Source organism: Roseibium sp. AWQ4_254, assembly GCF_056161025.1.
The window spans coordinates 77254-97800 of sequence record NZ_JBSWYH010000013.1 but is presented as its reverse complement, the minus strand read 5'-3'; the positions used below and the strand labels follow the sequence as shown (position 1 = coordinate 97800).

The window sequence follows — 20547 nt, the reverse complement described above, 5'->3', positions numbered from 1 at the left end:
TCTTTCCTTTCCCTGCTGAAGTCTCAGCCGGTTGCCTGGGTCGGTTGCGGCCATGATGCGTCAATACGAACTCGTTGAACGGGTTACGCGTTACAATCCGGAAGCAGATGAGGCCTTGCTCAACAAGGCTTATGTCTATGCCATGCAAAAGCATGGCTCGCAGATGCGCGCCTCCGGCGATCCCTATTTTTCCCATCCGCTTGAAGTTGCCGCGATCCTGACCGACCTGCGTCTGGACGATGCGACCATTGCCGTCGCCCTTCTCCATGACACGATTGAGGACACGGACGCCACCCGGGCCGAAATCGACGACATGTTCGGTGAGGAAATCGGAAAGCTGGTCGAGGGACTGACCAAGATCAAGCGGCTCGATCTTGTATCCCGCAAAGCCAAGCAGGCAGAAAATTTCCGCAAGCTTCTGCTTGCCATTGCAGATGATGTGCGCGTGCTTCTGGTCAAGCTGGCCGACCGGCTGCACAACATGCGCACGCTGCACCATATGCCGGAGCACAAACGCGGACGGATCGCCGAAGAAACGATGGAAATCTATGCGCCGCTGGCCGGGCGCATGGGGATGCATGACATGCGCGAGGAGCTGGAGGATATTTCCTTCCGCACCCTCAATCCGGAAGCTTATGAGACCATCACGGACCGGCTGGCGGATTTGCGGGAAAAAAACCGGGATCTGATTGCCGATATCGAGACCACCTTGAGCGAGCGCCTGAGCGAGCGCGGCATGGCAGCCGAGGTCAAGGGCCGGGAAAAGCGCCCCTATTCGATCTTCCGCAAGATGCAGCGCAAGGCCATCGGCTTTGAGCAACTGTCCGATCTTTACGGCTTCCGGGTCACGGTCGGCACGGAAGAAGCCTGCTACCGGGTTCTGGGGGTCATCCATACGACCTGGCCCACCGTTCCGGGCCGGTTCAAGGACTATATTTCCACCCCGAAGCAGAACGATTACAAGTCGATCCACACGACCATTGTCGGCCCCTCGCGCCAGCGGGTTGAATTGCAGATCCGCACCATCGCGATGGACCGGGTTGCCGAATACGGCATTGCCGCCCATGCGCTTTACAAGGACGGGGAACTGGGCGGGCGCAACATTGCGCGCCACACAGAAGACTGCCGGGCGTTTGAATGGCTGCGCCGCACCACCGAGCTGCTGGCCCAGGGCGACACGCCGGAAGAATTCATGGAGAACACCAAGCTGGAGCTTTTCCACGATCAGGTGTTCTGTTTCTCACCCAAGGGCCGGCTGATCGCTCTGCCCCGCGGGGCGACCCCCATCGACTTTGCCTATGCAGTTCACACCGGCATCGGCAACACCTGTGTGGGCTGCAAGATCAACGGCAAGATCATGCCGCTTGTGACCGAGCTGCATAACGGGGACGAGGTGGAGATCATCCGCTCTCCGGCCCAGACCCCGCCCCCGGCCTGGGAAACGATTGCAGTCACCGGAAAGGCCCGGGCCGCGATCCGCCGGGCCACCCGGGAATCGGTGCGCAAGCAGTATGGCGCGCTCGGTGAACATATTCTAAAACGGGCCTTTGCCCGGGCCGACAAGGTCTATTCGGAAGATCTTCTGGAGGCGGTTCTGGGCGAGCACCACCAGTCCACCGTCGCCGATCTTCTGGCTGCTGTAGGCCGGGGCGATCTCAGCGCCCAGTCGGTCTTAAAATCCGCCCATCCCGACTATCAGGACGAACGGGTCGCCATGACCGGCCCGCCGCTGGAAGAAGGCTGGTTCGGCCTGAAACAGGGGCACGGGCTTAAATTCCGGATCCCGCCCGGTGAGCTGGGGGCGGAGACGGAGACACAGTTGCAGACGGGCGCGCAAATGGAGGCTCCAACGGGAACACAGACCGGTGGTCCGGAGGGGGACGGCGGCTCTGAACAAGCCCCTGCACTGGCCATCCGGGGCCTTTCAGGGGACATTCCAGTCAGTTTCGCCCCCGATGGCGGCGCTGTGCCCGGCGACCGGATTGTCGGCATCTTGACCCCGTCGGAAGGACTGACCATCTATCCGATACAGTCACCGTCGCTCAAGGCCTATGACGACCATGCGGAGCGCTGGGTCGACGTGCGCTGGGACATTGACGTGAACAACCCCGAGCGGTTCCCGGCCCGACTTGACATTTCGGCCGCGAACGAGCCCGGATCCCTGGCCACCATCGCCCAGGTCATCGGCGAAAACAGCGGGAATATCGACAACGTGAAGATGGTCCAGCGGGCCCCGGATTTCCACCAGATGATCATCGATCTGGAAGTCTGGGATCTCAAACACTTGAACCGGATCATCAATCAGCTGCGGTCCAAGCCGAACGTCTCAAGCGTCAGCCGGGTCAATGGCTAGGTCAGGACCGTCCGGCCGCACTGGCTGGAGATCCGGACTTGGAATGCGCTCAATGGTTTAAAGCCTTTTATGTGCTCAGCCAGTCTTCAATGTGCTGTGCCAGAGCAGATCAGGCGAAAGAATGAAGACTGAGAGGAAACCTGTTTCATGACACGCGATGAAGTGTTGTCTCTGTTCCGCGAAGCCGGGGCGATTCTGGAAGGCCATTTTATTCTGACCTCCGGGCTGCGCAGTCCTGTATTCCTTCAGAAAGCCCGTGTGTTCATGTATCCGGACAAGACTGAAAAACTGTGCAAGGCACTGGCTGAAAAAATTGAAGCCGTCGGCCTCGGTCCGATCGACTATATCGTTTCCCCGGCCCTGGGCGGGCTGATCCCGGGCTATGAAACCGCCCGGCACCTGAAGGTTCCGGCCATGTGGGTGGAGCGCGAGGACGGGGAGTTCCGCCTGCGCCGTTTCGACCTGCCGCAAGGCGCCCGGGTCATTGTTGTTGAGGATATCGTAACCACGGGGCTGTCGAGCCGCGAAACGGTAACCTCGTTGAAAGCTCTTGGTGCTGAAGTTCTGGCAGTGGCCTGTCTGATTGACCGGTCCGGTGGAGAAGCAGATGCCTCCGTTCCGGTGATCGCGCTGGCGGAATACAAGGTGCCGGCCTATGAGCCGGACAATCTGCCCCCGGAACTGGCCGCCCTGCCTGCGGTGAAACCGGGAAGCCGTGGCTTGACCTGATCTGAGATGCCCCGAGGGAGAGACTGATCTAAATGCTGTTCCAACGCCGACATAGACCCTCGCGTATCGAACGCCTGCGCGTTGCCGTCTGGCCCCGGAACAGCTGGTCCCGCTCGACCCGCTATTTCGGCAAAAGGGTGCTGCGCCTGACCGCAACGCCCCATGCCATCGCCATTGGCTTTGCCGCCGGGGCCTTTGCCTCCTGTACCCCTCTGGTCGGATTTCACTTCCTCACGGCCTTCGCCTGCGCCTATATCGTGCGCGGCAATCTGATCGCCTCCGCGCTTGGAACCTCGATCGGAAATCCACTGACCTTTCCCTTCATCTGGGCCTCGACCTTCAAGCTGGGACAGTGGATTTTGTACGGCCGTGCCCCGGAAGCCGACCCGCACCAGGTGCATCAGCGCTTTCAGGAGGGCCTGTTCGAACGCTCTTTTGATGCGCTCTGGCCCATGCTCAAGCCCATGTTTGTGGGCTCCGTACCCATCGGGCTGGTGGTCGGCACCGTCTCTTATTTCATCGTCTATAAAAGCGTGGAAGTTTACCAGCGCCGGCGCAAGCAGACCCTGGCCGAACGGGGCAAACGCGCCTTTCCCCCTCCGGGCCCGCCTCTTGAGGGCGATGGCGGTGCTTGAGTTTCCAGGCCAAGTCCCCACCTATGGGGACGGCCCATTTGTGAAACCGGATTTCTGACAGTATGATCCTTGGCATTGGCAGCGACCTGATCGACATAAGGCGCATCGAAAAGACGCTTGAGCGTTTCGGCGCGCGCTTCACCAACCGGGTATTCACGGAGATCGAGCAGGCCAAGTCGGATCGGCGCGCGCAGCGCGCAGCCTCCTATGCAAAACGGTTCGCGGCCAAGGAAGCCTGTTCCAAGGCCCTGGGCAGCGGAATACGGATGGGCGTGGCCTGGCGAGAGATGGGCGTTGTCAATCTGTCTTCGGGCAAACCGACCATGGCCCTGACCGGCGGCGCGGCCGAACGCCTGGCCACGATGGTGCCAGACGGGTTCAAACCCGCCATCGACCTGACCATCACGGACGATTTCCCCCTCGCCCAGGCCTTTGTCGTGATTTCCGCCTGGCCGGAGACCTGGCCTGATCCCCCCGCTTCCCGCCCGGACTAAACTGTTCGCGGGCACAGTGCACACCGCATTGCGTCCAATTGGGTTACCCTTTAAGAGTTGCGCGTGGCAGCGACCCTGTCGTCCCGAGCCACAGTCAAAATATTTCAAGGATTGTTATGAGCGTGTCGGAAAACAAAAAGAGCAAGGATGGCGGTCTTTATGAACTCGTGAAGGTTGTTGTTCAGGCACTGCTGCTTGCCCTCCTTGTGCGCACCTTCCTGTTTCAGCCGTTCAACATTCCGTCAGGGTCCATGAAGGACACGCTGCTGGTTGGCGACTATCTGTTCGTCTCCAAGTTCAGCTACGGCTATTCGCGCTACTCCTTTCCCTTTGGCTTCATTCCCTTTTCCGGCCGGATCTGGGAAACGGATCCCAAGCGCGGGGATGTGGCCGTGTTCAAGCTGCCAACCGATACCAAAATCGACTATATCAAGCGGGTGATCGGCCTGCCCGGCGACACGGTTCAGGTGCGCCAGAGCGTTCTTTACATCAATGGCGAACCGGTGAAGAGAGAACGGATCGATGACTATATCGAAACGTCGGAATCCGGCCTTGTCCGGCGGGTGCCGCGCTACCGCGAGACCCTGCCCAACGGGGTGTCTTACGATACGCTCGATATCACGCCGCGTGGTGCGCTTGACAACACCCGGGAATTCAAGGTGCCGCCCGGCCACTATTTCATGATGGGCGACAACAGGGACAATTCCCAGGACAGCCGGGTCCTGTCCCATGTAGGTTATGTTCCGCTGGAAAATTTCATCGGGCGGGCAGAGGTCCTGTTCTTCTCCGTTGAGGACGGAAAGGCGGGCTGGCAGTTCTGGTACTGGCCGTGGTCCGTGCGCTGGAGCCGGATTGGTACACTCCTTTAGGTCCCAGCCGGCAAACCGCGTTTCCTTTCTGAAATTTTATCAGGCCCGGATACGGAACTTTGTTCCTGTTCCGGGCTTTTGCCTTGTGCACTCTCTGGTATAAGCAGGCCGCATGACACAAAAGCAGACGCAAAATGCGATTTCGCGCCTCAAGGCGGCGCTTGACCACGATTTCAAGGATCTGGAGCTGCTCCGGGTCGCCCTCACCCATGCCAGTGCGCTTGCGCCGTCAGAAACGGTTTCGGGCAGCTATCAGCGGCTCGAATTTCTGGGAGACCGGGTGCTCGGGCTGGCGGTGGCCTCCATGCTGCACCAGCATTTTCCAAAGGCCGATGAAGGAGAACTGGCCCGGCGGTTCAACCATATGGTCAAACGCGAGACCTGCGCGGACATCGCCCAGGAGCTTGGCGTCGGTGATGCCATGCGGATCGGCCTTGCCGAGGCCCAGACCGGCGGGCGGAAAAAGACCGCCCTTCTGGCCGATATTTGCGAAGCGCTGATTGCCGCGATCTATCTTGATGGCGGCTTTGACGCAGCGGAGCGTTTTGTCAGGCGCCTTTGGGAGCCGCGCATGTTATCCTGGACCGGCCCCTTGCGGGACGCCAAGACAACATTGCAGGAATGGGCCCAGTCCAAGAGCCTGCCAACGCCGCGCTATGAAGTGACCGGACGGGATGGACCGGACCATGCCCCCAGCTTTACCGTGGCCGTTATCGTGAAAGGGCTGGAGCCGGGTGAAGGCATAGGCGGCTCCAAACGGATTGCTGAACAGAATGCAGCCGAGGCTGTTTTGCGCCGAGAAGGCGTTTGGAAGGAATGACACGACTTTGAGCGACGACCATCAGACCGGCGACGACATGCAGCCGGAAGACGAAGACACCGGCTTCATTGCCCCTGCCCCACGGTTCGACATGCCGTTGCCCGAGCCGCTGCCTGTCATGCCCGCAGATACGAAAGCCGGGTTTATTGCCCTGATTGGTGCACCCAACGCAGGCAAGTCGACCTTGATCAACCAACTGGTCGGCACCAAGGTCTCCATCGTCACCCATAAGGTTCAGACCACCCGCTCGATTATTCGCGGGGTTGCCATGCATGACGCGGCCCAACTCGTCTTTGTCGACACGCCCGGCATATTCAAACCGAAGCGGCGGCTCGACCGGGCCATGGTGGACACCGCCTGGGGCGGTGCCCGGGACGCGGACCTGATTGCCCTCCTGATCGATGCCCGCAAGGGGATCGACGACGAAGTCGAATCCATTTTAAAGCGCCTGAAAGGCCAGTCCGCCCCCAAGGTTCTGATCCTCAACAAGACCGATGTCGCCAAGCGGGAAAAACTGTTGCAACTGGCGCAAAGGGCCAATGAGTTTCTTGAGTTTGAAGAGACCTTCATGATCTCCGCCCTGACCGGCGATGGCACCCAGGCAATTCTGGACCATTTTGCCGCCAAGGTGCCGGACGGTCCCTGGCTCTATCCGGACGATCAGCCTTCGGACCTGCCCTTGCGCATTCTGGCGGCAGAAATCACCCGCGAGAAGCTGTTTGAGCGGCTGCATCAGGAACTGCCTTATATTTCGACGGTGGAGACCGAACAGTGGCAAAGCCGCAAGGACGGCTCTGCACGCATCGAACAGACCATCTATGTGGAGCGGGACAGCCAGAAAAGCATCGTTCTGGGAAAAGGCGGCCAGACGATCAAGGCGATTTCGAAAGCGGCCCGGGAGGAACTCTCGGAGATCATCGAAGCCCCCGTGCATCTGTTCCTGTTTGTGAAAGTGCGCGAGAACTGGGCCGATGATCCGGAGCGCTACCGGGAGATGGGGCTTGAATTTCCCAAGTAACCGGCCCCACAACTGTCCTGTGGCAGATCAACGATCTGGCGCGGGAGCAGACCCCTTGACCGTAAAGACACGGAACGGCTCGAACACAGGACGCAGCCTTTGGAATGGAGCAGCCGCGGCGTGGTACTGTCCACCCGCAAACACGGCGAAAATGATGTCATTCTGGAAGCCCTGACCCTGGACCATGGCCGGCACCTGGGGCTTGTACGCGGCGGGCGATCCCGGCGCAACCGGCCCATTCTGCAGCCCGGCAACGAACTGGACCTGACCTGGTCCGCCCGCCTGTCCGACCATCTGGGGTCTTTCCGCCCGGAACCGCTAACCCTGAGGGCGGGCGGCCTGATGACCAGCGCCCTTGGCCTTGCCAGCCTGCAGCATCTTGCCTTTCTGCTGCGGCTCTTGCCCGAACGCCATCCCTATCCAAGGCTGTTTCAGGCGCTTTCGGTGGTTCTGGAACATTTGGAAGCACCGGATGCTGCGGCAGCGCTTCTGATCCGGTTTGAGCTGGAACTGCTTCAGGACCTCGGATCCGGTCTGGATCTCAGCGCCTGTGCAGCAACCGGGCACACGGAGGATCTGATCTATGTGTCACCGAAATCGGGCCGTGCGGTCAGCCGGGAGGCGGGCACTCCCTATCACGACCGACTGCTTCCCCTGCCCTCCTTCCTGCTGGACGGCCAGCGCCAGCAGGGCAGTGAACTGACCTGGCGCGATGTCGCGCAAGGTTTTGAATTAACTTCGTTTTTCTTGCAGATCCAGCTGGAGGAGTACGGCAAGGACAGCACCGCGACCAAAACCGCCCTCCTGAGTGCCCTCGAAAAACGCTACCGCCAGGACTTCCCCTGGAATTTTCCGGACTAGAGCGTCGACAAGGATATGCCGCCCGGCGTGAGGAGGCCGGAAACCTATGGAATGTCCGGCTCAAGCGAACGCCAGACGAATTCGCGCTGCGGGCCGGAATAATAAACATCCCTCGCAACACCCGTGACATCCTTGATGGGAATATACCCGATAGCGCCCAGGACCCGGCTGTCCTGCGAACGGTCCAGATTGTCCCCAAGGACAAACAAATGGCCTTCGGGCACCAGATATTCCCGGGTATTGTCCAGTGCACCGTCAGGCGCCACGTTCAGAACTTCATACGACCGGCCGTTGGGCAGTGTGATCCTGTCCTTTTCATAGATTTCCTCAGTCCCATCGTCACTTTTCATGACATAATCCGCAGTCCGCATAGCTGGCAACGGGGCCCCGTTCAAGACCACCTGCCCATCCCGCATCTGAATGGTTTCGCCCGGCAGGCCAATCAGTCGTTTTACGTGGTCTAACCCTCGTTTCGATTTGAAAACAATAATATCCCCCCGGACCGGGGCGTAGGTTTCTCCGAAACCGGGATAGACAACCGAGGCAAAAAACTGGTCCCCCACTTCCAAGGTGGGCAACATGCTGGTGGCCGGCACGGAATAGTTCTTGGCACGCAAGACATAGTAGCCTTGCCGGTCAGCCCAAAAGGCGGACGCCCCCAGGACCAACACGATTGCGACCGTCAAGAAAACCGCTTTTTTGGACATCCGTCCCACAGCTCCGCAAAATTGCCTAGGATCGACACCACCTATCAATATTTTTCCTTTGGTTACAACTTGTTTTGGCAAACGCACGGTCTTCCTCTTGCCGGAGGCGCAGCACCGCCGCCCACAGAACCGGGAAACATGCTGAAATCCGTTGAAAATCGGCCATTTCAGGCTTCGAAATACAGGGAACGAATTGCGCAGGCGGGCCGAACCGGGTAGCAGAAACCTTATGGGAAAAGAGACGACACCACCGCCAAGCGGCATCGAGGGGATCAACCTCAAGGACGCGCTGGAAGAGCGCTATCTGGCCTATGCCCTGTCGACCATCATGCACCGGGCTTTGCCGGATGTGCGGGACGGGCTGAAACCCGTTCACCGGCGACTGCTCTATGCCATGAGACTTTTGAAGCTGGACCCCGGGGCAGGCTTCAAGAAATGCGCCCGTGTGGTTGGCGATGTCATCGGTAAATACCACCCCCATGGGGACCAGGCGGTTTACGACGCTCTGGTGCGCCTTGCCCAGGACTTCGCGCAGCGCTATCCGCTGATCGACGGCCAGGGCAATTTCGGCAATGTGGACGGCGACAATGCGGCGGCCATGCGCTACACCGAAGCGCGCATGACCGACACCGCCAAGCGCCTGCTGGACGGTCTTGACGAGAATGCGGTCGACTTCCGGGAAACCTATGACGGGGAGGACAAGGAACCGATTGTTCTGCCCGGCGGCTTTCCCAACCTGCTCGGCAACGGCTCTTCCGGAATTGCGGTGGGCATGGCCACCTCGATCCCGCCGCACAACGCCCATGAGCTCTGCCAGGCGAGCCTGCATCTGATCAAGAACCCCAAGGCCGAGGTGGACGAGCTGCTGGAGCATATCAAGGGCCCGGATTTTCCGACCGGCGGGCTTCTCGTCTCCGATCAGGGCTCCATCCGCGAAGCCTATGCGACAGGGCGCGGCAGTTTCCGTGTCAGGGCCCGCTGGGCAGTTGAGGATCTGGGCCGGGGCCAATGGGCCATCGTGGTCACGGAAATTCCCTATCAGGTGCAGAAATCGCGCCTGATTGAAAAGATTGCCGAGCTGCTGACCGCCCGCAAACTGCCGCTTCTGGACGATGTGCGCGATGAATCGGCTGAAGATATCCGCATTGTGCTGGTGCCCCGCTCCCGCAATGTGGACGCCAATCTGCTGATGGAATCCCTTTTCAAGCTGACCGATCTGGAAAACCGGTTCTCCTTGAACATGAATGTGCTTTCCATGGGCAAGGTGCCCATGGTGATGGGTTTGAAACAGGTGCTGCGCGAGTGGCTGGACCACCGCAAGGACGTTCTGATCCGCCGCTCCGAGTACCGGCTTGGCCAGATCAATCACCGGCTTGAAGTTCTGGAAGGCTATCTGGTTGCCTATCTGAACCTGGATGAGGTGATCCGCATCATCCGGGAAGAAGATGATGCCAAGGCCGAACTGATCCGCACTTTTGAACTGACAGATGTTCAGGCGGAAGCCATCCTCAACATGCGCCTGCGGTCCTTGCGCAAACTTGAGGAAATGGAAATCCGCAAGGAACATGACAAGCTGAGCGCTGAGAAGGACGAGCTGACCAGGCTGCTCGGGTCCGATGCCCGTCAATGGACCCGGATCTCCAAGGAAATCACCGAGATTGCCAAGGTTTATGGCCCGGAAACGGAGATCGGCCGCCGGCGTACGGACAAATCCGAGGCACCGGAAGCCGATCTGGTGGATATCCAGCAGGCGATGATCGAGAAAGAACCGGTCACGGTCATCATTTCCGAAAAGGGCTGGATCCGCGCCCTGAAAGGGCATCAGAGCGATCTGTCCAGCTTGTCCTTCAAGCAGGGGGACAAGCTGAAACTGTCCTTCCATGCGGAGACGACCGACAAGATCCTTGTCTTCTCCACCGGCGGCAAGTTCTTCACCCTCGGCGCCGACCGGCTGCCCGGCGGGCGCGGCCACGGCGAACCGATCCGGCTGATGGTGGAGATGGACGAGGCCCAGGATGTGGTCAATGCCTTTGTGCACAAGCCCGGCCGCACTCTGCTTCTGTCTAGTTCTGAAGCCCGTGGCTTTGTTGTGTGCGAGGACGATGTGATCGCCAATACCCGCAAGGGCAAGCAGGTGCTTAACCTCAGCGCCCCGGCGGTGGCCTCCCTTTGCGTTGACGCCACCGGTGATCAGGTTGCGATAATTGGTGAAAACCGAAAGCTGCTGGTGTTCCCGATTGCTCAGGTCGCCCAGATGAGCCGCGGACGCGGCGTGCGCCTGCAGCGCTACCGGGACGGCCATATTTCCGATCTGCGGGTCTTCTCCAGTGAGGCGGGCCTCACCTGGACCGACAGCTCCGGGCGCAGCTTCACCCGTACGCTTGAGGAGCTGGCCGACTGGCGCGGGGACCGGGGCCAGGCCGGGCGCTTGCCGCCCACCGGGTTCCCCCGATCCAACAAATTCGGCCCAGGAAAGCTGTAGGGTGCAACTCTTTCAACCCGCCCAGAGGCTTCAAAAGGGCCAACAAGATCTGTCCGGCTGACACGTAGACAGGCGGGCAAGCTGTTTCAAATGCTGCTGGTGGACTCAATGAGCTGCCGCCAGCGTCCAGGAGAAAAGCCATACGTCTGTTTGAAATGGCGGCTCATATGGCTTTGATCCGCAAAGCCGCACTCCAGAGCGCTGGCTGCAAGAGAGGCCCCTCCGCTCAGCAGCGTCTTGACGTTCTCAAGTCTGCGCATGATCAGAAATCGGTGCGGACTGGTGCCATAATACTGTTTGAATTGCCGCGACAAACTGAAACGGTCGAGACCAGACAATTTAGCAAGATCTTCCACCTTCACCGTCTCGTGGCAGGTCTCGCGCAAATACTCCGCACATCGTTTTATGGCGGTCTCATGCACTGCAGAGCGAGCTGGATTTTTGCCGCTGCCATGCTTTGCCAGACAGGCCGCAAGATCCGCAACGAGATCCGTGCGCTTCAGGTCCCCGATCTCGCAACGGATGTCACTCAGCGCAGCGCTCACATCCTGCTGAAACTGCCGATCGGACAGAACCGGAGAGGCGACAAAAGGCAGGCCTTTGATCCCATTCGCGTCAAGCGCCTCCGCTATCTTTTCCGGTGAGATGTAAATCATCCGGTAGCGAAGCCCCAGTTCAGTGCCGGCGCCGCCGTCATGCACCTCGTCCGGATGGATCACAATCATCTGCCCCGGCAACGAAGCCCATGCTTCCCGGCGATAGGAAAATGACTGAACGCCAGCGAGTGTCAGCCCGATGGCATATGTGTCATGCCGATGAGGCTCAAACCCGTTGCCGTGAAAACGCGCTTCGATCCGTTCGATCCCCTGCTCCGGCGGCGATGTCCAAATCGCGTCCTCTCCCCGCCTGCACAAACGTTCAAGACCCGCCCCCTCTGCTGTCACTAGGTTTCTTTGGACGCCCGTTGAACAAATCCCCTTTATGGAGTTCTCCTGCATGTTCGAGACCAAATTTGTCGTTGTGGTTCGAGACGATCTGGCCACCTGGCAAAAACTCAACGTGGTCGGCTTCCTTGCCACCGGCGTGGCAGCGGCAAAACCCGGCATTATTGGCGAAAATTACCGGGATGCAGCCGGAAATCTTTATCACCCCATGAGTGTTCAGCCAATCATCGTCCTCAGCGCGGATGCTCCGGCTTTGAAAAAGATCCACCAAAGATCGATCCAGCGCGAGGTGCAGACCAGCCTCTATCTGGACGAGATGTTCCGCACCGGCCACGATCACGCAAACCGGGAGATCTTTGCCAAATTCACACCAGATGACGCAAAAGTGGTTGGGCTTGCGCTGCACACGGACAAGAAGATCGCAGACAAAATCACCAAGGGCGCACGCATGCATTCCTGATGCGAACATGTTGCCAACGCGCATGATTTTTCTCGACGCCCCTTCCGCCAGACGGCATTCTTCCGTATCGACGCAGGTGAAACCCGCCTGCCGGACCGCCGTTCCATGAAGATACCGCACCGAGTTTCCACATGCCTTCCACACCTCCTCCACAGGCTGCCCGGCCAGCACCTCTGCCAAGAACCCACTTCAAGGCGTTTCGACAGATCCCCACCCGGTGGATGGATGTGGACATCTACGGCCATGTCAACAATGTGCAATATCTGAGTTTCTTCGACACGGCCGTCAATGGTTGGTATGTGGACCAGGGTCTTCTGGATCCGCGGGCGGGAAACGAGATCTTTCTGGTGGTCGAAACCGGCTGCCATTACTTTGCCGAACTCACCTTTCCCGGCCTGGTGACCGCTGGCCTAAAGGTCGAAAAACTCGGTACAAGTTCTGTTGTTTTCCGGGTTGGGCTGTTTTCAGAAGCGGCTGAAACCACGGCTGCCCATGGCCGGTTTGTTCATGTTCTGGTGGACCGGCAGACCCGGCGCCCCTGTCCCATGGGCGAGAGGGTGCAGTGTGCGCTCTCAAGCCTTGCGGATTGACAGCGCCAGCCCGTCCCCTGGCCGCCATTGCACAGGCATGCCACAGGCTATCCCCGGGAAAAACGACGTAAAAGACCTGGTAAACTGCTGGCTTTTCCACAAGCTGCCCACAGCTTTTCCGCAAACTGTCCCCATGATGACCGGAATCAGGAGCGCGCATTTGCTCAAGCGGTGTGGAAAACTGGACAGGTTTCAGCGATCTGTCCGCAGAGACAGCAAAAATCAGCTGAAATTCTTCATCAAGCGGGCTTTTTCCCGCTGCCAATCGCGTTTCTTTTCTGTTTCGCGCTTGTCATGCAGCTTCTTGCCCCGTGCCAGAGCCAGTTCCAGCTTGGCCCTGCCCTGCTCATTAAAATAGAGCTTGAGCGGGACAATCGTCTTGCCTTCCTTTTGAACCGCACCGGCCAGCTTTCCGATCTCCCGCTTATGCAGGAGGAGCTTGCGCGGGCGCCGCGGTTCATGGTTGAAGCGGTTGGCCTGAAGATACTCGGGAATATAGACGTTGTAGATCCAGATCTCGCCGCCATATTCGGCCGCGTAGGATTCGGCAATATTCGCCTTGCCGTTGCGCAGGGATTTGACTTCCGTGCCCTTCAGCTCGATCCCTGCTTCCAGCGTATCCTCGATTTCGAAATTGAAGCGGGCCTTCCGGTTGTCCGAAATGATCGTCCGTCCCGGAACGCCTCCCTTTTTCGCTGCCATTTTTATCCTTCAGAGAGCTTTGCCGAGCGAGAGCAAATCGCGTTTTCTTAAATTTACCTTTTCCCGCTTGAAATCAGGGACTTCAACGCAAAAGATAAACCAGTTTGACTCCATATCACGCGCCCCGCTCAAACCTCAGTTGATCAAGCCTGCATGGGCCATGGCTTCACGAATTTCGCGTTTGGTGTCTTCCGACACCGGCACAAGCGGCAACCTCAGCTCTTCTTCAATCTTGCCGAGAAGCGACAATGCATATTTCGCTCCGGTCGGGTTCGGCTCCAGAAAGAGTGCCCGGTGCAGCGGCGCGAGACGGTCCTGATACTCGAGCGCCTTTGCGAAATCTCCTTCAAGCGTCGCCGCCTGGAAGTCCGCACACAGGCGCGGCGCCACATTGGCTGTAACCGAAATGCAGCCGACGCCACCATGGGCATTGAAGGCCAAAGCGGAGATATCCTCCCCCGACAGCTGAATGAAGTCCGGACCGCACAGATGGCGTTGGCGGCTCGCCTTGGCAAGATCAGCGGTGGCATCCTTCACGCCCTTGATGTTCCCGCAGGTCTCATAAAGCTCGGCCATGGTTTCCGGGGTCATGTCGATCACTGACCGGCCCGGAATGTTGTAAATCAGGATTGGCAGCCCGACAGCATCATTGATGGCCTTAAAATGGGCCTTCAGACCCGGCTGGTTCGGCTTGTTATAGTAGGGCGTCACAACCAGAAGCCCGTCCGCGCCCGCCTTTTCCGCATGCTGGGCAAAATCAATGGCTTCCACTGTGTTATTGGACCCGGCACCGGCAATCACCGGCACCCGGCCCGCGGTTGCTTCCACACACAGCTCAATCGCCCGCTTGTGTTCGTCATGGCTCAAGGTCGGGCTTTCGCCGGTGGTTCCAACGGGAACAAGCCCCATGGAGCCTTCTGCGATCTGCCAGTTCACAAACTCCTGAAACCGTTTCTCATCAAGCGCTCCGTCCTTGAACGGGGTAATCAGCGCTGGAATGGAGCCTTTGAACATCTCGGTTTCCTCTTGGACAAAGCTTGTGATTTTACGAGCGGACCAATCTCCTCTCAATGGAGGCGCAACATACTCATCTGATGTCAAAGGAGCAATGGGTTTGGCTGCTTTCCAAGCCCGGCAATGCACTTTCTTTTGACCTGCCCCTTCCGCGCAACGCTGCCAGACCTGCGCCGCGCCCAGATGGGATTTCTTTAGCCCAACCTCAATAGCTAGGAACCGATCTGACCGTGTTTGGGGACTGTTCGGCAAGGAGCAGGTTGCAGGGCGATGTGGTTTATCGTTCAAAACCTGGGACGCAGCTGAACAGTCCTCAAACACGGCCTCGGTGGCCTGCTCCGGCCCGCCGGACTGCGTTGCGCCGCTTGAACGGCCATAAAGGCCGTCCTGCGCAACGCGCCTTGCCGGCCAATCCGGACCAGCGCCATCAGATGGGTTTCTATCTAGTGAGGTTGGTCTTATTTGGTGAAGGTAGGTACTAGTGGGCGGCCATGGCCATCCCCCAACTCCGTTTGCGCGCAGCGCCCGGCGGACTGATGGCCAAAGGCCCGATGGACTATCTCAACCCTGTGTGGAAGTTACGTAAGGGTTCTTCCCATTGGCAGCCGTTCTCCCTGCCCTCTATCTTGTTACAAAATACAAATTGGATGGAAACGTTTTCGGGAGACCGTCATGACGGCCGCACAACAGGAGGTGTCCGCCCCCCGTGACGCCGCACTTCTTCCAAACGGGGAAGACTTCACGTGGGAAAGTTCCGACGGCCTCTTGCTGTCGGGCTGTGAGTGGCGGCCTGCGCCATCAAATCCCGTTGCGCTTCCGGCCCGCATACCACTTCTCTGCCTGCCGGGCCTTTCCCGGAACACCCGTGATTTCAAAGATATAGCCCTATTTCTTCAGGCAAATGGCCATCGCATCATCGCGCTTGACTATCGCGGGCGCGGCAAGAGCGCCTGGGATAAGGACTGGCAAAATTATGCACTGCCGGTGGAAGAAAACGACATCGCCGCCGCACTGGACACGCTGGGGCTGGACCGTTTCGCCGTGCTAGGCACCTCGCGCGGCGGGCTGCACGCCCTTGCCATGTCCAACCGCTACGGCAATGAGCGCATGGCTGCCGTCATTTTCAACGATATCGGACCGCATATCGAGATGCAGGGCATCCGCCGGATCGCCACGACCCTTGGTCACAAGATGAGATCCGGCAGTTTCGAGGAACTCGCGCATTCTTTGGAACACACGCTTGGTCGGCAATTTCCGGTCTTTTGCCAGAAGAGCTGGCTGAAACTGGCTCACCAGCTGGCGTCCGAACGCAAAGGCGAGGTCGTTCTGGACTATGACCCGGCGCTGGCCTGTCAACTGGCCAGTTTTGATGATGCCACGCCCCTGCCCGACCTGTGGCCTCTCTATCAGAACCTCACCGACAGGCCGGTTCTTGTTCTGCGCGGCGAGCATTCCGATCTGCTCAGTCCTGAAACAGTCCGGCAAATGGCCGCTGATCATCCGAACGCTGAAGTCAGGACCATTCCCGGACAAGGTCATGCTCCCGCACTTTGGGACCGGGACACCCATGAGGCTGTTTCAGACTTTCTGGAACGTCTTTAGAGGAAGCCGCGTTTCACCGGAATTGGGTATCGCAGCCTGAATTTAGAGATTTCAACGCAAAAGACAAACCGGTTTGAACCCGTTTGAACGCAATTCACTCTATGGCAAATCGCGTTTAACCGGATTCAGATCTCACTGTCTCTCGGCTGCGCCTCGAACGCGAAATCTGAAACAGTCTGAATTCAAATAAACGCGATGCGCTCCAAAAACAAGAAAACCCGGCGTCTCCGCCGGGTTTTCCATCAAACCTCTATTCGAGGATTGATTAGAACGTGCGCTGCATACGAACGCCGAACTTGAGTTCGTCAAGATCGTCAACGTTCAGGCTGCCGACGTCACCGCTGGTGTTTGCGTAACCAACGTCTGCACCAAGCAAGAAGCCAGACACCGGCTCCCACTGAACAGAACCGTCGATTGCCCAACGATCAATGTCGCCATCGGTGTTGCCAACAATGTTCTCGATGTCCACGTGAGCATAAGAACCGTCAAGCGCAAGACCGATAGTCGGAGTTGCCTGGATATATGCACCAGCAGACAGAGAGTAACCGGAGTTGGTGTCATCACCGCTGTAGTCAGATACGGAACCGATCTCATCGCCAGTGGTCTTGTTGACCAGGGTCACGCCGGTGATGCCGTTACCGATGTAGGACAGTGCGCCATCAGCATAGAAACCCTGGAAGAAGATGTTCGAGCCAGAGTTCGCGAACGGCAGGTTGAACACGGCGCCAGCACCGATTGCCCAGCCGTAGTTGTCTTCGCCGCCAGTTGCATTGTTGTTAGCAACATCCGGGTAGACCTGATGCAGAGCACCAGACAGCTGTGCAGAGCCCCAGCCCTGGGACACGGCGAGAACACCGACAACGTCCGGAGCGCGCGTGCCGCCATAATCACCAACTTCACGGTCAGAACGATCTTCAAGAGCAAGAGTTGCAGAGAAGCCGTTGCCGAAAGCAGCGGTGTAAGCGATCTGGTTGGTCGTGACATCGGACCAGTCACGGGTCACAACACCAACGAAGGCCTGACCGGTGTAGATGTTGAAGTTGGAACCGAGGTAACCAGCTGTCAGTCCGCCCCACTGGATGTAACCAGCGTCAAGCTTGGATTTAGCTTCACCGTTGGTGATCTCCTGACGCAGAGCAACATAGGCACGCAGCGTGCCGAATTCAGTTGCCGTGCGGGCGTCAAGGTAGACATAGCCGCGTGTCAGCCAGCTGTAGCCGTCAGCATCACGGTCGCCCCAGGCACCATTGTCCATCACGTTGTTGACAACGAACTGCGTGCGCAGACGACCGCCAACGCGCAGGCAGGTTTCCGTGCCCGGGATGTAGTAGAAGCGAGAGCCGTAAGCGTCACAGACGCGAACATAGTCGACCGGCTCCGGAGCAACCGGAAGATCGGCTGCCTGGGCGGTGGAAGCGGTAGCAGCAGCTGCTACGCCGAGCATCAAGCCCTTAAGTTTCATATCTGACCTCCAAAAGTCATTTTACGTTGGAGCCGACCGCTTTTTCCCTAAAGTCGAAGCAGGCTCCGTCCCCGCGATTTCCTTCAAAAACGACTTTGGAATTCATTCCTGATCGTTTTCACTGGCGATTTCTCGCCGTCGCATCACCTTAAAGACCAAACCAAGCGGCAATCTTCAAGCGCTAAACGCCCGGCAGCAGCACAAGCAAATCCCTGTGTGTTTTTTGTGCAACATTTCGTTTACGGGCCTCGGCTTCTCCATTTGACACAACGCATACGCTGCGAAAATATTCAGATTAAAATCAGGTCAATATTCAAACAAAACAAGCGTCATCCGCTTATATTTACCAGCTTCCCTCAATGCCATTGAACTCAATATGATTTAAAATATTTCGATCTTAGAATTTTATATTTTGAACAATACGATAATTTCTTATTTATATTTATTTTTTCGAATTATTTAATGTATTGCTCGGAAAATAAATCCTTCTCCTTCAGTATTCGCTTGAAGCTCTTTCGACGGAAAAGTTAACACGGCTTTTGGTGCATCAGAGGGTTCGACCAGGGAAAAGACGAGCTGCAACGGTAGCCCCGCTGGCTGGAAGCCTTGCGATTCTCCGTTCCGGTTCAGTCTGTTGACGCTTGAGAGCGGGTTACCGAATCTGCACCGTGACGCCCGCACGCTGTCCCCGGGCATCCAGAATCGTCACACTTGCAAAGCCAGGCGCTTCCGGTTGCCAGATCAGCTGACGGTCAAGGGTGTCATACCCGAGCGGGCGTCCATTGATCAGCACCCCATAGGGGGCAGTGCCGCCCTTGAACTTGACCACAAGGGGCTGTGCCGTCTCTGCATCACCTGTTACATCCGACATCCCCAAATCAAGTTCTGCCCCCTCCGGGGGAAACGCGATTCGCAGGTTGGCACGTTCTGTGTCTACGCTCTGCCGGGCGGCCGTCCGTGCGTAGCGCAAGGGTGCCGGTGGCCGGTCCTCCAGCAAATCCTGAAGAGACGGCGGAAGGGCCGGCAGCGGCACGCGCCTGGCGCCCAGCACTTGAAACGTGTCCTTAAGAATCGGCACGGCGGCCGTGCGGCCCGTTTGACCCGGCACAGGCGAGCCGTCCGGACGCCCCACCCATACGGCCACGGCAAACCGTCCGTCATATCCGGCGGCCCAGGCATCCCGGTAGCCGTATGAGGTGCCGGTCTTATAGGCGATCTTGCTGGTTCCAGCGCTTTGCACTTGTGGCATGCCCGTCAGAATACCGCTGACCAGGGCGGCGGCCTTGGGCGACAGAACCGGCGCCTTGCCAACCTTCTCCCGCTTCTCCGTCCCGCATCCGGACCGGCAGACATGGAGCTGGACTGGACGTCCCCCGCCCGCAAGCGCCGCATAAGCTTGCGTCAGATCCTTCAGCGACAGGCCGAGACCGCCAAGGCCGATGGCAAGCCCGGCCCCCGTTTTGCTGTCCAGAACCGGCCGGGCCCCAGCCCGCTTCAACCGGGCTATCAGCCGCGCCGGTCCCACCGCTTCCAGCAATTGGACCGTCGGCGTGTTGAGAGAGGCCTGCAACGCTTCGCTTAGGGTGACGGTGCCTTGATACGCCCGGTCAAAATTGGTTGGCCGGTATCCGCCAATATCGGTCGGCCGATCCACAATCAGGCTCTCCGGCAGGCCGATTCCCTCTTCAAACGCCAGACCATAGATGAAGGGTTTGAGTGTGGAGCCAGGCGAGCGGAGAGCCCGGGTCATATCCACATGCCCGAAACGGGTATCGTCCAGAAGATCCGGGGCACCAACGCTGGCCAGGATCTCACCGCTCTGGTGATCGGCAACCACAATCGCCAGGGAAACAGGCGCTGGCAACGCCTGCGCCCGCCGTCTGGCCAGCTGTTCAAGAGACGCCTGCACATTCTTGTTCAGGGTCAGCCGATGAACCGGCTGGTTTGGCGCTGCAAAATAGGCGGCCCGGCTTTCATGGGGGGCTAGAAAGGGCATGGCGTGCCGCCGGGCCCGCACCGGCTCGGCTTGCGCGGACGCAACTGTTTCGGCCGAGAGGACGCCTGCGGCCTGGGCTCTGGCCAGCACCCGGTTGCGGGCCACACGGGCTCTTTCCGGATGCCTGTCCGGCCGCCGGGCTTCCGGGCTCTGGGGCAAGGCCACCAGCAGGGCCGCTTCTGCAGGGGTCAGGCGGCCCGGTTCCTTGCCCAGCCAAGTCAGACTGGCCGCGCGAACCCCCTCCAGATTGCCGCCAAAAGGCGCCCGGAGCGCATAAAGCGTCAGGATTTCGTCTTTGGTGAGGGTCTGCTCCAGCTGCACAGCCTTCAGGAACTGGTGGTATTTGCGCTGCAGGCTTCGGGTGGTGTGTTCCTCCAGCAACCGGGCCACCTGCATGGTCAAGGTCGACCCGCCGGAGACAATCCGCCCATGCCGGAGGCTTTGCAGGGCTGACCGCACCACGGCCCGGCCGTCAATGCCGCCATGACCGTAAAAACGTTTGTCTTCAAAAGCGAGCAGAAGCTTCAGGTACAGCGGATCAATCTCGTTGAGAGCAACCGGCAGGCGCCATTTCTGATCCCGGCTGATGAAGGCCCGGAGCAGACGGTCCTCCCGGTCCAGAACGACCGCCGACACCGGAACCCCGGCCGGGCTGACCGGCGGCGGCAAGGCCTGATAGTCCCGGACCACCTTCCAGGCGCTCCCAGCCAGAAAGATCCCCAGCAACAGGGCCAGCCCTCCGAGCGCCGCCGCCGTCCGGCGCCAGCCGGCGCCTTGCTTTTGCTGAGGCTTGCCCGCGGCCACGTCCG

At 58.9% G+C, this 20547-nt stretch carries 18 protein-coding genes; 12 read left to right on the top strand and 6 right to left on the bottom strand.

From position 1 onward, the window contains the following. The first annotated feature begins 52 nt into the window (after positions 1-52). The 8 genes from ACXAIC_RS11945 (at position 53) to recO (ending at position 7779) form a co-directional block, all read left to right on the top strand. A complete protein-coding gene (locus ACXAIC_RS11945; RefSeq protein ID WP_475178607.1) occupies positions 53-2353 on the top strand; it encodes a RelA/SpoT family protein in 2301 nt (766 codons plus the stop codon). A gap of 147 nt (positions 2354-2500) precedes the next feature. Continuing rightward, positions 2501-3082 (top strand): orotate phosphoribosyltransferase, encoded by a 582-nt coding sequence (pyrE, locus tag ACXAIC_RS11940; RefSeq protein ID WP_475178602.1) that lies wholly within the window; start codon positions 2501-2503, stop codon positions 3080-3082. Between the two features lie 32 nt (positions 3083-3114). Beyond that, positions 3115-3717 carry a DUF2062 domain-containing protein gene (locus tag ACXAIC_RS11935; RefSeq protein ID WP_475178598.1) on the top strand — a complete coding sequence of 201 codons (603 nt, stop codon included), beginning with the start codon at positions 3115-3117 and terminating at the stop codon, positions 3715-3717. Positions 3718-3779: 62 nt separating this feature from the next. Then, positions 3780-4211 carry a holo-ACP synthase gene (acpS, locus tag ACXAIC_RS11930; RefSeq protein ID WP_475178594.1) on the top strand — a complete coding sequence of 144 codons (432 nt, stop codon included), beginning with the start codon at positions 3780-3782 and terminating at the stop codon, positions 4209-4211. 116 nt (positions 4212-4327) lie between these two features. Next, positions 4328-5080, top strand: coding sequence for a signal peptidase I (gene lepB, locus ACXAIC_RS11925; RefSeq protein ID WP_475178590.1), 753 nt, complete (start codon positions 4328-4330; stop codon positions 5078-5080). Between the two features lie 112 nt (positions 5081-5192). Then, positions 5193-5900, top strand: coding sequence for a ribonuclease III (gene rnc, locus ACXAIC_RS11920; RefSeq protein ID WP_475178585.1), 708 nt, complete (start codon positions 5193-5195; stop codon positions 5898-5900). 91 nt (positions 5901-5991) lie between these two features. Next, positions 5992-6918, top strand: coding sequence for a GTPase Era (gene era / locus ACXAIC_RS11915; RefSeq protein ID WP_475178786.1), 927 nt, complete (start codon positions 5992-5994; stop codon positions 6916-6918). 99 nt (positions 6919-7017) lie between these two features. Beyond that, positions 7018-7779, top strand: coding sequence for a DNA repair protein RecO (gene recO, locus ACXAIC_RS11910; RefSeq protein ID WP_475178583.1), 762 nt, complete (start codon positions 7018-7020; stop codon positions 7777-7779). 44 nt (positions 7780-7823) lie between these two features. Here the strand turns inward: recO and lepB (ACXAIC_RS11905) are convergent, their stop codons facing one another. Continuing rightward, the gene (gene lepB / locus ACXAIC_RS11905) at positions 7824-8486 is read right to left on the bottom strand and encodes a signal peptidase I (RefSeq protein ID WP_475178579.1); all 663 of its coding nucleotides are present in this window, start codon (positions 8484-8486) and stop codon (positions 7824-7826) included. 229 nt (positions 8487-8715) lie between these two features. On the opposite strand from lepB (ACXAIC_RS11905), the gene parC reads away from it, so the two are divergent. Next, the gene (gene parC / locus ACXAIC_RS11900) at positions 8716-10968 is read left to right on the top strand and encodes a DNA topoisomerase IV subunit A (RefSeq protein WP_475178577.1); all 2253 of its coding nucleotides are present in this window, start codon (positions 8716-8718) and stop codon (positions 10966-10968) included. 86 nt (positions 10969-11054) lie between these two features. Here the strand turns inward: parC and ACXAIC_RS11895 are convergent, their stop codons facing one another. Further along, the gene (locus ACXAIC_RS11895) at positions 11055-11966 is read right to left on the bottom strand and encodes an AraC family transcriptional regulator (protein WP_475178572.1); all 912 of its coding nucleotides are present in this window, start codon (positions 11964-11966) and stop codon (positions 11055-11057) included. On the opposite strand from ACXAIC_RS11895, the gene ACXAIC_RS11890 reads away from it, so the two are divergent. Both ACXAIC_RS11890 and ACXAIC_RS11885 read left to right on the top strand, forming a co-directional pair. Further along, positions 11965-12372: a DUF2000 family protein gene (locus tag ACXAIC_RS11890; RefSeq protein WP_475178569.1), complete on the top strand. Its 408-nt coding sequence runs from the start codon at positions 11965-11967 to the stop codon at positions 12370-12372. The genes ACXAIC_RS11895 and ACXAIC_RS11890 overlap by 2 nt on opposite strands. 131 nt (positions 12373-12503) lie before the next feature. Further along, entirely contained in the window at positions 12504-12962 is a 459-nt protein-coding gene (locus ACXAIC_RS11885) for an acyl-CoA thioesterase (RefSeq protein WP_475178567.1), read from the top strand. A gap of 222 nt (positions 12963-13184) precedes the next feature. Here the strand turns inward: ACXAIC_RS11885 and smpB are convergent, their stop codons facing one another. Then, a complete protein-coding gene (smpB, locus tag ACXAIC_RS11880) occupies positions 13185-13664 on the bottom strand; it encodes an SsrA-binding protein SmpB (RefSeq protein ID WP_475178564.1) in 480 nt (159 codons plus the stop codon). A gap of 135 nt (positions 13665-13799) precedes the next feature. Further along, positions 13800-14678 carry a 4-hydroxy-tetrahydrodipicolinate synthase gene (dapA, locus tag ACXAIC_RS11875; protein ID WP_475178561.1) on the bottom strand — a complete coding sequence of 293 codons (879 nt, stop codon included), beginning with the start codon at positions 14676-14678 and terminating at the stop codon, positions 13800-13802. Between the two features lie 672 nt (positions 14679-15350). Between dapA and ACXAIC_RS11870 the strand changes: the two genes are divergently transcribed. Then, positions 15351-16280, top strand: coding sequence for an alpha/beta fold hydrolase (locus ACXAIC_RS11870; protein WP_475178556.1), 930 nt, complete (start codon positions 15351-15353; stop codon positions 16278-16280). A gap of 265 nt (positions 16281-16545) precedes the next feature. Here the strand turns inward: ACXAIC_RS11870 and ACXAIC_RS11865 are convergent, their stop codons facing one another. Beyond that, on the bottom strand, positions 16546-17742 hold the full coding sequence (locus ACXAIC_RS11865; protein ID WP_475178553.1) for a porin: 1197 nt from the start codon (positions 17740-17742) through the stop codon (positions 16546-16548). A 652-nt stretch (positions 17743-18394) separates the two neighbouring features. Further along, positions 18395-20542 (bottom strand): penicillin-binding protein 1C, encoded by a 2148-nt coding sequence (pbpC, locus tag ACXAIC_RS11860; RefSeq protein ID WP_475178550.1) that lies wholly within the window; start codon positions 20540-20542, stop codon positions 18395-18397. Positions 20543-20547: the final 5 nt, after the last annotated feature.